Origin of the sequence: Dyella silvae, from assembly GCF_026421305.1 — a bacterium.
Taxonomy (GTDB): Bacteria; Pseudomonadota; Gammaproteobacteria; order Xanthomonadales; family Rhodanobacteraceae; genus Dyella; species Dyella silvae.
In genome coordinates this window covers 26074-38501 of the sequence record NZ_JAPJBQ010000003.1, presented here as the reverse complement: position 1 = coordinate 38501, position 12428 = coordinate 26074, and the positions used below count along the sequence as shown (strand labels likewise).

Annotated in this window: 14 protein-coding genes; all 14 read right to left on the bottom strand. The window is 64.0% G+C overall.

Annotated features, from left to right (window positions below; all coding sequences use genetic code 11):
* Window positions 1-9: 9 nt before the first annotated feature.
* Window positions 10-651 carry a protein phosphatase CheZ gene (locus OQE56_RS08595; RefSeq protein WP_267223496.1) on the bottom strand — a complete coding sequence of 214 codons (642 nt, stop codon included), beginning with the start codon at window positions 649-651 and terminating at the stop codon, window positions 10-12.
* Window positions 648-1055 (bottom strand): chemotaxis response regulator CheY, encoded by a 408-nt coding sequence (cheY, locus tag OQE56_RS08590; RefSeq protein WP_267223494.1) that lies wholly within the window; start codon window positions 1053-1055, stop codon window positions 648-650. Before cheY ends, OQE56_RS08595 begins: the two co-directional genes overlap by 4 nt.
* 59 nt (window positions 1056-1114) lie before the next feature.
* On the bottom strand, window positions 1115-1891 hold the full coding sequence (locus OQE56_RS08585; RefSeq protein WP_267223491.1) for an RNA polymerase sigma factor FliA: 777 nt from the start codon (window positions 1889-1891) through the stop codon (window positions 1115-1117).
* A gap of 1 nt (window position 1892) precedes the next feature.
* A complete protein-coding gene (locus tag OQE56_RS08580; RefSeq protein WP_267224334.1) occupies window positions 1893-2816 on the bottom strand; it encodes a MinD/ParA family ATP-binding protein in 924 nt (307 codons plus the stop codon).
* Between the two features lie 14 nt (window positions 2817-2830).
* Entirely contained in the window at window positions 2831-4222 is a 1392-nt protein-coding gene (gene flhF / locus OQE56_RS08575; RefSeq protein WP_267223489.1) for a flagellar biosynthesis GTPase FlhF, read from the bottom strand.
* Between the two features lie 142 nt (window positions 4223-4364).
* Complete coding sequence (flhA, locus tag OQE56_RS08570) at window positions 4365-6455, bottom strand: flagellar biosynthesis protein FlhA (RefSeq protein ID WP_267223487.1); 2091 nt, start codon at window positions 6453-6455, stop codon at window positions 4365-4367.
* A gap of 10 nt (window positions 6456-6465) precedes the next feature.
* The gene (gene flhB, locus OQE56_RS08565) at window positions 6466-7602 is read right to left on the bottom strand and encodes a flagellar biosynthesis protein FlhB (protein WP_267223485.1); all 1137 of its coding nucleotides are present in this window, start codon (window positions 7600-7602) and stop codon (window positions 6466-6468) included.
* A 10-nt stretch (window positions 7603-7612) separates the two neighbouring features.
* On the bottom strand, window positions 7613-8383 hold the full coding sequence (gene fliR, locus OQE56_RS08560) for a flagellar biosynthetic protein FliR (protein ID WP_267223483.1): 771 nt from the start codon (window positions 8381-8383) through the stop codon (window positions 7613-7615).
* Window positions 8380-8649, bottom strand: a complete 270-nt coding sequence (gene fliQ, locus OQE56_RS08555; protein ID WP_267223481.1) for a flagellar biosynthesis protein FliQ — start codon at window positions 8647-8649, stop codon at window positions 8380-8382. The genes fliR and fliQ overlap by 4 nt, the downstream gene beginning before the upstream one ends.
* A gap of 306 nt (window positions 8650-8955) precedes the next feature.
* Entirely contained in the window at window positions 8956-9738 is a 783-nt protein-coding gene (gene fliP / locus OQE56_RS08550; protein ID WP_323748571.1) for a flagellar type III secretion system pore protein FliP, read from the bottom strand.
* On the bottom strand, window positions 9735-10109 hold the full coding sequence (gene fliO / locus OQE56_RS08545; RefSeq protein WP_267223480.1) for a flagellar biosynthetic protein FliO: 375 nt from the start codon (window positions 10107-10109) through the stop codon (window positions 9735-9737). Before fliO ends, fliP begins: the two co-directional genes overlap by 4 nt.
* Before the next feature lie 5 nt (window positions 10110-10114).
* On the bottom strand, window positions 10115-10453 hold the full coding sequence (gene fliN / locus OQE56_RS08540) for a flagellar motor switch protein FliN (RefSeq protein ID WP_267223478.1): 339 nt from the start codon (window positions 10451-10453) through the stop codon (window positions 10115-10117).
* Complete coding sequence (gene fliM / locus OQE56_RS08535) at window positions 10450-11466, bottom strand: flagellar motor switch protein FliM (protein WP_267223475.1); 1017 nt, start codon at window positions 11464-11466, stop codon at window positions 10450-10452. The genes fliN and fliM overlap by 4 nt, the downstream gene beginning before the upstream one ends.
* 13 nt (window positions 11467-11479) lie before the next feature.
* Window positions 11480-11980: a flagellar basal body-associated FliL family protein gene (locus tag OQE56_RS08530; protein ID WP_267223473.1), complete on the bottom strand. Its 501-nt coding sequence runs from the start codon at window positions 11978-11980 to the stop codon at window positions 11480-11482.
* Window positions 11981-12428: the final 448 nt, after the last annotated feature.

Genomic DNA, 12428 nt, shown 5'->3' with positions numbered 1-12428 from the left:
TGCCTATCCTCAGAATCCGAATTCGCTGAGCAAGCGATCGGCTTCGTCCTGGCTGGTCACCTTGACCGGGCCTGCAGCCGCTTCGCCCGAAGCCAGCGCACCGGTGAGGCTCACCAGTTCAAGCAGCGAGTTCTCCACGCTGCCGATAAAGTTGACGACTTTCTTGATGCGTTGGCCGGACAGGTCCTGCCATGACTGCGCGACGACGAAGTCGGCCAGGCCATCGCGGCAGTCGTTGGCAAACGCCTGGGCCTGCTTCGCCAGCACATGCGCGACGTCGCCTTCGGGCGTGCCGTCAACCACTGCATTGGCATTCTCAGTCAGCGCTTCGGCCTGCGGACGCATGCGCTCAACAAAATCGAGCGAGCGGTGCGCCGCCTGCGAACTCATTTCCAGCACGTCCTGCAGGTGCTGGCGCGCGTCGGCCACGCTGCCCGGCACGCCTTCCTGCGCGAGATCGCCACCGAGGCGGCGCACGGCATCGTGCAGATCGCGGGCCAGCAGGCCCAGTGCACGGAACAGGCGCTGCTCACGCTGGCGCACCAGCACATCGAGCGCCTGCTCGAACGCCACGCCGTCGGTGCTATTGAGAAGGTCGTGCAGTTCTTGCGGCAGCGTTTCGCCGGCCATCATGGAAACTTGTGCGTTCATGCGGTGGCTCCGCTGGCAGCCAGGCGTTCGAAGATCTTGCTGAGTTTTTCCTGCAGCGTGGCGGCGGTGAACGGCTTGACGATGTAGCCGTTCACACCCGCCTGCGCGGCAGCAATGATCTGATCGCGATTGTTTTCGGCGGTGACCATAAGCACCGGCAGACCCTTCAGCGCGGGCTCGGCGCGGATGGCGCGCAGCAGGTCGATGCCCGTCATGTTGGGCATGTTCCAGTCGGTCACCACCATGTCGAAGGCGTTGTTGCGCAACATGGTGAGTGCGTTTTCGCCGTCGTCGGCTTCCTGGATCAGGCCATTGCTGAAACCCAGCTCGACCAGCAGGTTGCGAACGATACGCCGCATGGTGGAGAAATCGTCCACCACGAGGATCTTCATATTCTTGTCCAAAGGACTCTCCGGTTTTTTCTAGGGAATGGGGGACGGGGAATCGATGAGTCAGTGCAAGATCAACGCGCTCTGCTTCTCCCCCTGCCCCTTTCGCCGTTTTCTGTTCCCTGCCCTGTCCAGCCCGTCATGCGCGCACGCAACCGCACAATGGCCTGCCCGTGGATCTGGCAAACCCGCGATTCGGTGACGCCCAGCACCGCGCCGATCTCCTTGAGGTTCATTTCCTCTTCGTAGTACAGCGACATCACCAACTGTTCGCGATCCGGCAGGCTGCCAATGGCATCTACCAGCGCCTCGCGCATGCCTTCGTGCTCCACGCTCTCCTGCGGGCTCAGGCTTTCGCCGTCGGCCACATCGAACGCCGCGCCGCCTTCTGCGTCATCGGGTGCGGAAAGACTGAGCAATCGCGCACTCGCCGCATCGGCCAGCACCTGGTGGTACTCCTCCGCGCCGATGCCAAGCCGCTTCATCACTTCCGCGTCGTCGGCATCGGCGCCTGTTTCTATCTCGATCTGGCGGACCACCTCCGCCATCTCGCGTACTTTTCGGTGCACCGACCGGGGCGTCCAGTCGGTGCGCCGCAATTCATCGAGCATCGCGCCACGAATGCGGATACCCGCAAACGTTTCGAAACTCGCATTGCGTCCGGTGGCGAAATTTCGCGCAGCCTCCAGCAAACCCACCATGCCGGCCTGAATCAGGTCGCTGACGTCCACGCTTGGCGGCAAACGGCCCATCAGGTGATAGGCGATTCGTCGCACCAGCGGCGCGTGCTGGCGTACCAGTTCATCGGCGCTCTGCCGTTGCAGTTGCAGATACTCGGAAGCAACACTCATCTCACCACCCCGTCGCTGCTGCGGCCTGCCTGCTGAAAAAGGCGATGCGGTCCAGGCCTAGTCGTTCGGGTTCACCCCATGTATCGACCGCACCCGCCAATTGCTTGAATGCCTGTCCCGAACGGCTGGACGGCCACAGATCCACCACCGCGCTCTGGCGCCGGATGGCTTGCTTGAGCCGTTCGTCGTTGGGCACATGCCCCATGAATTCCAGCGCCACATCGAGAAAGCGGTCACACACCCGGGCGAGCTTCTGATGCAACTGACGCGCCTCGTTGTTGTTGCGGACCATGTTGGCCACCATGCGGAAACGGCGTACGCCGAATTCGCGGCTCAATACCTTGAGCAGGGCGTACGCGTCGGTGAGTGATGCGGGTTCGTCGCACACCACCAGCACCACGTCGTCGGCCGCTGCGGCGAACATGGCGACGTTGTCGGACAGGCCGGCGGCGGTATCCACCAGCAGGAAGTCCGGCGGCGACACCAGATCGTCGAACGCGCGGATAACCGCGGCGTGTTCGCTGTTGCCCAGCTGCGCGAGGCGACGCGTGCCCGATCCTGCCGGCACGATCTTGAGGCCGTGAGGACCCGCCAGCAGCAGATCCTCAATGCCACAGCTGCCGTCGAGCAGGTGACCGATATGCCGCGTCGGCGTCAGGCCAAGCAATACATCGATATTGGCCAGGCCCATGTCCGCGTCGAGCAGGATCACCTCGCGTCCCGCCATGGCCAGTGCGATGCCGAGATTCACCGACACGGTGGTCTTGCCCACCCCACCCTTGCCACCGGCCACGGCAATCGCGCGGCACCGCTTGCGTGGCGGCGGGCTGGCCAATCCTGACGCCTGGTCATGCGACGGCGTTTGCCGGCCATGCCGCTCCGCCAGTGCGCGCAGCATGCTTTCCAGACCCATCGCCTGATTCATTGCGAAGACACCACTCATGCGCTTGCCACCGCTAGTCCGAAACGATCCGCCATCACCATGTCGTCGGCGGGACCGTTGCCTTTGAGCACCTGCGCCGCGCGACACACCAGCACGCGGGCGTCCGCTGTGGCGATGTCTTCCGGCACGCGCTGACCGTCGGTGACGTAGTCGAGCGGCAGCCGGTGACGGATCAGCACCGACAATGCGCCGCCAAGACTGGGCGCTTCGTCGAGCTTGGTGAGAATGCAGGCATGCGGCCGCAGTGGCATGTACGCGCGCACCGCCTCATCGAGCGACGGTGCCTGAGCGTTGGCTGCCAGTACCAGACAGGCGCGCAAGTCGCCGCCGTTGCCCAGCACTTCCAACTGTTCTGCCAGACGCGGATCGCCGCCGGCAAGGCCAGCCGTATCCACCAGCACGGTATGGCAACCACGCAGCAACTCCAGCACCTGGCGCAGGCTGTCTGCGTCGTAGGCGGGATACACACGCACGCCCAGCAGGCGGCCGTAATGTTCCAGCTGTGCCGCCGCGCCGATGCGGTAATGGTCGGTGCTGACCAGCGCCACCTGGGATGCGCCGTGACGCATCACCGCGCGCGCTGCCAATTTGGCGATGGTGGTGGTCTTGCCGACGCCCGTCGGGCCAACCAGCGCCGTGACACTGCGGCGCTCCGCATGATCGCGGCGGCCAATCGACAGGCTGCGGCTCAACATGCCCAACGGCAGATAACGCGCTTGCTCGGCATTGATCTCGGCCGGCAGATCATCGGCCAGTTGCCGCGCCACGTCGGCCTCGATGCCCAGACGGGTCATCTCGCGCAACACGCGGGCGCGCATCGGATGGCGGCGTTCCATATCGTTCCACACGAGGCTGGATAGTTGCGTCTCCAGCAATTCGCGCAGGCTGCCCAGCTCGGCGCGAACGCTTGCGGTGTCCCGCATGGCACGCTCGAGCAGCGGATGGATGGGGGCCGAAGCATCGAGGCCAGGCATGGATTCCACCGGCGCCACTGCGGTATCCACGAGTTTGGTCACCGGGGTTTCGATGGCGGCTTCGTTGCGCGGCGGCAACGGTGCGCGGCGCGACAGCGTGACGGTTACGCCCTCGTCGTCATGTTGCATCGAGGGCGGCAATGGCGGTGGCATGGCTTCGGCCCGGCGCGCCACCATCGGCTTCATTTCCGGCAACGGCGGCTGCGGAGCCGGAGTGTGCGCCTCGACCTGCAACGGCGCACCGTGGCGTGCCGCTTCGCGCACCAGGGCTTCGTCGAAGTCCACCGCGGCGATGATCTCGATGCCTTCGTTCAATCGGCGCGTGGAGAGGATGACGGCATCCGGCCCCTGCTCTTCACGCACTTCACGCATGGCCTGGCGCATGTCGGCGGCCACGAAACGCTTGATCTTCATGCCTTGCTGCTCCGCACACCAGGAACCCGGGGCGAGTGATGGGCGTTCTCGGCCACGCGTTGCATGGCGAATGTTCCGCTCATCCATTGCCTTGCCTGTACGCCTTCGCTACGCATCCCTTGTCCCTCGTTCGTCTGCTTGTTTAGCGACCCAGTGCCTGCACCAACCGCACGCGGCGGTTGTCCGGCACCTCGTTGTAGGCCAGTACGTGCAGGTTCTGTGCCACGTGGCGAGTGAAGCGCGCGAGCCACGGCCGCAGCTGCGGAGCGACCAGCAACACGGCCGGTTCGCCGCTCATTTCCTGCTTGCGCGCGGCGTCGGCAACGCCCTGCTGCAGACGGTCGGCGAGGCCCGGTTCCACCGCGGCGCCCGCTACACCGCCATTTGCGAGCGATCCCAGCAGGATCTGCTCCAGTTCCGGCGCCAACGTGATGACCGGAATCTCGGTACCCAGTCCACTGATCTCCTGCACGATCTGGCGGCCCAGCGCCACGCGCACGGCGGCGGTGAGCGCGCCGGGATCCTGACTCTGGCCCGCATGCTCCGCCAAGGATTCGACGATGCTGCGCATGTTGCGAATCGGTACGCGCTCGGCCAGCAGGTTCTGCATGACCTTGACCACCACGCCCAGCGACAAGCGCTTTGGCACCAGGTCTTCCACCAGCTTCGGCGTGGTCTGCGCGAGGCGGTCGAGCAGCTGTTGCACATCCTGATGGCCAAGCAGCTCGTGCGCGTGACCCTGCAGAATGTGCGAAAGATGGGTGGCAATGACGGTGGCAGGATCGACCACGGTGTAGCCGAGGCTTTGCGCTGTTTCGCGCTGACCCGGCTCGATCCACATGGCTTCCAGCCCAAACGCCGGATCGCGCGTGGGAATGCCCTGCAGACCCTCCTGCACGCGCCCCGGATTGATCGCCAGCAGACGATCGTTGTGCACTTCCGACTCGCCCATGGGCACGCCCATCAGGGTGATGCGGTAGGTGTTGGGGCCAAGATCGAGGTTGTCGCGGATATGCACCGGCGGCACCAGAAAGCCCAGTTCTTGCGAGAGCTTGCGGCGCACCGACTTGATGCGGCCCATGAGTTCACCGCCCTGGTGCGTGTCCACCAGCGGGATGAGTCGATAACCCACTTCCAGACCCAGCGGGTCGACGCTGGCGACATCTTCCCAACCCAGCTCGAGGCGCTCGGTGGGCGCAGCCGGTGGCGGCACTTCTGCCGCTGCCTTGGCCACGCGCTCCTGCGTCTCTCGTTCGCGCTTCACCATCAGCCAGGCGGCACCGCCGCAGGTGGCGCCCAGCAACAGAAACGCGATGTTCGGCATGCCCGGGATCAAACCCATCACGCCCAGCACCACGCCCGCCACCGCCAAGGCGCGCGGCTGACCAAACAACTGACCGACGAGCTGCTTGCCCATGTCGGTGGACTTGGACACGCGCGTCACGATCACCGCCGTGGCGATGGACAGCATCAGCGACGGCACCTGCGCCACGAGGCCGTCACCGATGGTCAGCAGCGTATAGGTCTTGGCCGCTTCGCTGGCCGACAGGCCGTGCTGCAGCACGCCGACGAAGAAGCCGCCGACGATGTTGATGATCAGGATCAGGATGCCGGCGGTGGCATCGCCACGCACGAACTTGGAGGCACCGTCCATCGAACCGTAGAAATCCGCTTCCTCGCGCACTTCCTGACGACGCTCACGCGCCTGTTCCTGATTGAGCAGGCCCGCGTTGAGGTCGGCGTCGATGGCCATCTGTTTGCCGGGCATCGCATCCAGCGTGAATCGTGCTGTCACTTCAGACACGCGCGTGGCGCCCTTGGTCACCACCACGAAGTTGATGATGGTCAGGATGGCGAACACCACCAGACCCACCGCGAAGTTGCCGCCGATGACAAACTCGCCGAACGCCTCGATCACCTTGCCCGCGGCGCCAGGACCGTCGTGGCCATGCAGCAGCACCACGCGCGTCGAGGCGATGTTCAGCGCCAGGCGCAGGAGGGTCGCCATCAGCACCACGGTCGGAAACGCAGCAAATTCCAGCGGGCGCATCACGTAAATCACCGCCAGCAGAATCACCAGCGACAACGCGATGTTGAAGCTGAAGAGCATGTCGAGAATGAAAGGCGGCAGCGGCAGCATCATCATCGCCAGCGCAGCGAGCATGATCACGGGCGCGCCGAGACCGCGGCGTCCAAGCGATTTGAGATTGCTAAGGGCAGTAGCGTTAGCCATCACGTTTCCGTCAGAACTTGTAGGGACCCATCAGGTCCGGATCGACATCGGGTTGCGGCGCCTTTGGCGGCTCCTCGCCGCGCGACACCGCCTGTTTGAGCTGAAACACGTAAGCGAGCACCTGCGCCACCGCGACATAGAGCGACGAGGGAATCTCGCGATCGAGCTGCGTGGTGGCGTACAGCGCACGTGCGAGGGGTGGTGCTTCCACCGTGGGAATGCGATGACTGGCGGCGACCAGACGAATCTGCAGCGCCAGTTCGTCCACGCCTTTGGCAATGACGCGCGGCGCACCCATGCGGCCTTCGTCGTAGCGCAGCGCCACCGCAAAGTGCGAGGGATTGGTCACCAGCACATCGGCGGTGGGCAGCTCCTGCATCATGCGCTTGCGCGCCATCTGGAACTGCAGCTGACGAATGCGGCCCTTGAGCTCCGGATTGCCGTCGCTCTCCTTCGCTTCGTCCTTCAGCTCCTGACGCGTCATGCGCAAGCGCTTGTTGTGGTCGAACTTCTGGTAGAGCGCATCGGCACCGCCGATCAGCGCCAGCACCGAACCGAACAGCAAGGCGCCATGGCCAAGCAGGCGCATCGCCCTGACCATGCCCGCACCGACCTCGCCCTGGCCGGTGCCCATCAGATCGTCCTGCCAGTTCTTCAACACCATCAGCAGCACGGCGCCGATCAGCAACAGCTTGAGCAGCGACTTGCCCAGCTCTACCAGGCCACGCATGGCAAAAATGCGCCCCAGACCCTTGATCGGATCGAGCCGTTCAAACTTGGGTTGCAAGGCTTCCGCACTGAAGTTCAGGCCACCGAGCAACACCGGCGCCGCCAGCGCGGCCACCATCGTCGCCACCGCCACGGGCGCGAACAGTGCAAGCGCCTCGTGCAGCGCCATGTTGAGCACGCGCGCCGGCAACTGATCGCTGAACAACGCCTCGCGGCCGTAGCTCATACCCATCGTATAAAGGCGGCGCACATGCTGCATGGCGCCTTCGCCACCATTGAGCAGCGTGGACACGGCCGCCAGCACCACCACCGCGCCGGAAAGATCGCGCGAGCGAGGTACCTCGCCCTTCTCGCGCGCTTCGCGGAGGCGTTTTTCTGAGGGTTGTTCGGTACGTTCCTGGTCGTCATGCTCGGACATGGCCCGCTCCTCAACCGCCGGCCAGTTCGTGCATCAACGCCCAGGCGCTGGTCTGCAACGCATCGAACGCGCCCGGCACGCTGCGCATCGAAAGCCACAGCGCGACGAAGCCGAGGGTGACCGTGATGGGAAAGCCCACGGCGAACAGGTTCATTGAAGGCGCCGCGCGACTGATCGCCGCGAACCCGATGTTCACCATCAGCAACGACGTCATCCCTGGCAAAGCGACACGCACCGCGCCACCGAACAAATGCGTGGCAAACGCCACCACGGCATACAGGCCGTTGCCGTCGATGGCCGACTGCGCGGGCGGCAAGGTATGAAAACTGTCGGCGAGCAGGGCAATCAGCCGCAAATGGCCGTCCATCGCCAGGAACAGCAAGGTCACCATCAGCAGATAGAACTGGCTGAGCACCGGCGAACTGCCGCCACCACGCGGATCCACCGTTTCCGCAAAGCCCAGGCTCATGCTCTGCCCCACCAACTGCCCGCCCAGCGACACCGCCTCGAACGCGAGCTTCAGTACGAAACCAATGGCCGCGCCAATCAGCACCTGGCTCACCATGGTGGCGATACCGTCAGCCGACATCGGATTGATGGTGGTGGGTGCCAGCGGCGCCAGCACCATCGTCAGGACCATGATGACGCCGAGACGAAGCCGCCGCGGCGTCACCGAGTCGCCGAACACGGGCGCGAGCAGGCAAAGCCCACCGACGCGCGCCATCGCCCACAACAGCGAGCCGATCAGCCCTTGCAGTTCGGCCAGCTGAACCACCGTCACCTCACCGCCCCCGGCAGACTCTCGATCAGCTGACGGGTGAACTGCACCAGCGTGCGCAACATCCAGGGGCCGGCGATCAAAGCCACGGCCGCCATGCACATCACCTTGGGGATGAAGCTCAGGGTCATTTCGTTGATCTGCGTCGCCGCCTGCACGACGCCGATGATCAGGCCCACGGCCAGGGCCGTGAGCAGCAGCGGGGCCGCGACGATCATGGCGACATAGAGCGCGTGCTGGCCGAATTCGATGACGGATTCAGGCGTCATGGCGTGCCTCTTTGCTCCCTCTCCCCTTCGGGGAGAGGGTTGGGGTGAGGGGCGGGTGCTTGCCACAGGGCTGATGCCCCTCACCGTCATCCCCGCGAAGGCGGGGATCCAGCGACTTGCTGCGGTGCGTCCCAGGAAAAGCGAAAGACACTGGATCCCCGCCTTCGCGGGGATGACGGGTATGAAAGGCTTTCGCAAGCACCCGCCCCTCACCCCGGCCCTCTCCTCGCTCCTCAAAGCCGCGGCCATCCATGGCCGCTCCCCGCGTGCCCCGGAGGGGAGAGGGAGAAAACAGCGGCGCCGCGTTCACGTGTAAAAACTCCCCGCCAGCGTTCCCAGCAACAGCGTCCACCCATCCACCAGCACAAACAGCATGATCTTGAATGGCAGCGAGATGATCGTCGGCGACACCATCATCATGCCCATCGACATCAGCACGCTGGCCACGACCAGATCGATGATGAGAAACGGGATGAACAACAGAAAACCCATCTGAAACGCGGTTTTCAGCTCACTGGTGACAAATGCGGGCATGGCCACGCGGAACGGCACATCGTCCTTGCTGGCATACGGCTTTTCGTTGGCGAGATGCGTGAACAGCTGCAGATCAGCGTCACGCGTCTGATCGAGCATGAAGTGTTTGAACGGCGCGGCCGCCGCAGGCACGGCCAGTTCGGCGGCCATATGGCCATCCATATACGGCTTCACACCATCGGTATAGGCGCGATTGAGCACCGGCGACATCACAAACAGCGTCAGAAACAGCGAAAGTCCGAGCAGAATCTGATTGGACGGCGTGGACTGCGTGCCCAGCGCCTGCCGCAGAAAGCCAAGCACAATCATGATGCGGGTGAACGACGTCATCATCAGCAGCACGGCCGGCAGCAGCGTCAGCACCGTCATCAGCGCCAACAACTGCAGCGACAGCGTCCAGTTCTGCGCGCCACCCGGGGCGTTCTGCACCGTCAGCGCAGGTATACCCATGGGCGACGACGGCATCTGTGGCATGGATGGCATGGACGGTGCTGCCCAGGCAAACAGCGGAGAGATCAGCAGCAGCGCGAATAGAACCCAACGAACCAACTTCATGACTTCCGCTTCCAGCGAGCCAGTACATCGCCGAAGGCCGGCAGTGGCGGCTGAGGACCAGCCTCCGGTGCCGGCGCCGTCCCGTCGTACACATGCAGCGTACGCATGCCACCCTGCCCCACGCCGATAAGCAGACGCTTACCGTCTGCATCAATCAGCAGCACGCGATCGCGCGCACCTACCGCCATGCTCTCGACGCAACGCAAGCGGCGGCCTCCCGGCGTCGTGCGCGCCTGCAGGCGGCGGCTGAGCCAGCCCGCGGCAAAGATCAGCGCGACGATGCCCATCAAGCTGAGCAGCACGCGCGCCAGTTCGCCGCCCACGTTGATCTCGGGCGCAGCCGCAACCGGCAAGGCCAAGGCAAGAAACATGGTGATCACCGCAGCTTGCGCACGCGCTCGGCGGGGCTGATCACGTCGGTGAGACGGATACCGAAGCGCTCGTTGATCACCACCACTTCGCCATGCGCTACCAGCGTGCCATTGACGAACACATCCAGTGGTTCGCCTGCCGAGCGATCGAGTTCCACCACCGAGCCCTGATTGAGCTGCAGCAGGTTGCGAATGCTGATGCGCGTACGGCCGACCTCCATGGCCAGCGTCACCGGCACATCGAGAATCATGTCGAGATTCACTTCAGCCCCATCAGCGGCGGGCGCATTGAGCTGGTCAAACTCGACGCGTTGAGTGGCGGCGGCGTCGTTGGTCGGGATCATGCGGGGTTAATCTCCGTAACAGATTCAGAAGACAAGCGCACTTCGCGGCGGCCTGTCGGGGCATGGAAGCGGACGGCATTGCGGCCGTTGGATTGGCCGTAGCGCGCGCGAAACACCGGTACGTCCTCGGCGAAGACCGTGCTCAGTTCCGGCATCTGGATGGGAATGACATCGCCAGGGCGCATGCGCAGGAACTCGCCAATGCTCAGACGCATTTCCAGCAGCAACGAGCTGAGCTCCACCTCGGCATCGATGACTTCGTCCTGCAGCGTTTCGGCCCAGCGATGATCGCGATCCACGCGATCGCTCTGCACGCCAGCATCGAGGAGCGTGCGAATGGGCTCGACCATGGCGTACGGCAACGTGAGATGCACTTCGCCGCCACCGCCATCGAGTTCAACGTGAAACTTCGACACGACAACGGTTTCGGTGGGGCTGACGATATTGGCGAACTGCGGATTGATCTCCGAGTTCATGTATTCGAAGTTCAGCGGCATCACCGGCGCCCACGCCTCCGTCATCGCGGCGAACAGCTCGGTCAACATGATCTGGATGACGCGGTTCTCGGTAGGCGTGAAGTCACGCCCCTCGATTCGCGCATGGAAGCGCCCGTCGCCCCCAAAGAAATTGTCGATGACGGTGAACACCAGGCGCGGTTCCATCACTACCAACGCGGTACCGCGCAGTGGCTTGATACGCACCAGGTTGAGATTGCTCGGCACCGTCAGGCCGTGCACATACTCGGCGAACTTGATCATCTTCACGCCGAGCACCGACACCTCGCAGGTCTTGCGCAGCACACCAAACACGGCGCTGCGGAAGAAGCGGGCGAAACGATCATTGACCATCTCAAGCGTCGGCAGGCGGCCACGTACGATGCGATCCTGCTGCGTGAAGTCGTAAGAGATCACTGCATCTGGCGGCAACGGTTCATCCGCCCCCGTTTCGACCGCGCCACCCTCCACGCCATCGAGGAGGGCGTCGATTTCTTCCTGTGAAAGCAAGTCGCTCATCGACGCCGTCCCGTTACTGCATCACGAAGCTGGTGAAATACAGCGCCTCAACGCCGGGGCGGCCCAGACGCTTCTCGACGATCTTCTGCACCGCGGCCAGCGCCTCAGCCTGCAGTTTCTGCTTGCCTGCAGCGTCACTGAGGATGCTGTAGTCCTGACTGCTGAACAGCATGACGAGGGCATTACGGATTACCGGATCGGCATCCTTGGCGGCTGCCAGCGCTGCTGCGTCATGCGACATCAGGCTCACGCCAACCTGCAGGAAGCGCATGGACTGATCGTCTTTGAAGTTGACGACGAACGGCGGGTCGAGCGTGGCGTACAGCTCTTGCTTGGACATCGTGACCTTGGGCTCTTCCGCCGCGTTGCCGTGATTCGCCCGCTGCCCCAGCAGCAAATACGCGCACGCGCCGGCGAGCGCCAGCATCGCCACGCCCATGAACATTACGGTCTTGGACGAACCCTTCTTGGCGGGCTGCGCCGAGGTTTCGGTTACTTGCTCGTTCTGAGCCATGCCAGTTTCAGTCCCTATCAGTCACGAATGCTTTGGCTTGCCGGGGTGGCAGCTACACGGGTGTTGATTGCAAACGCCATGCCATCAGTGGAAAGCGTTGTGGGGACTGGGTTTGCGGGGGATGTGGTGGTGGTGGCGGCGCTTTCTTGACGCGTGACGGGGATTGAGCGCGTCGCGTTGGTGGCGGTTGTCGGAAGGTTGTCGCTTGCGCTCTTTCTCCCTCCGTCGACACATTGAGGCGCGCTCTTAGCTCCCTCTCCCCTCCGGGGAGAGGGCTGGGGTGAGGGGCGGGTGCTCGCGACACCGTTGATTCCCCTCACCGTCATCCCCGCGAAGGCTGGAAGCGCTTCACAACAGCCGAAGGCTGGTCATCCAGCGACTTTCGCTCTTGTGTGCGTTTCGGCACCCTGGCTCGCCTGCGGCGGGCTTCCGACGATCTGCCGATCGC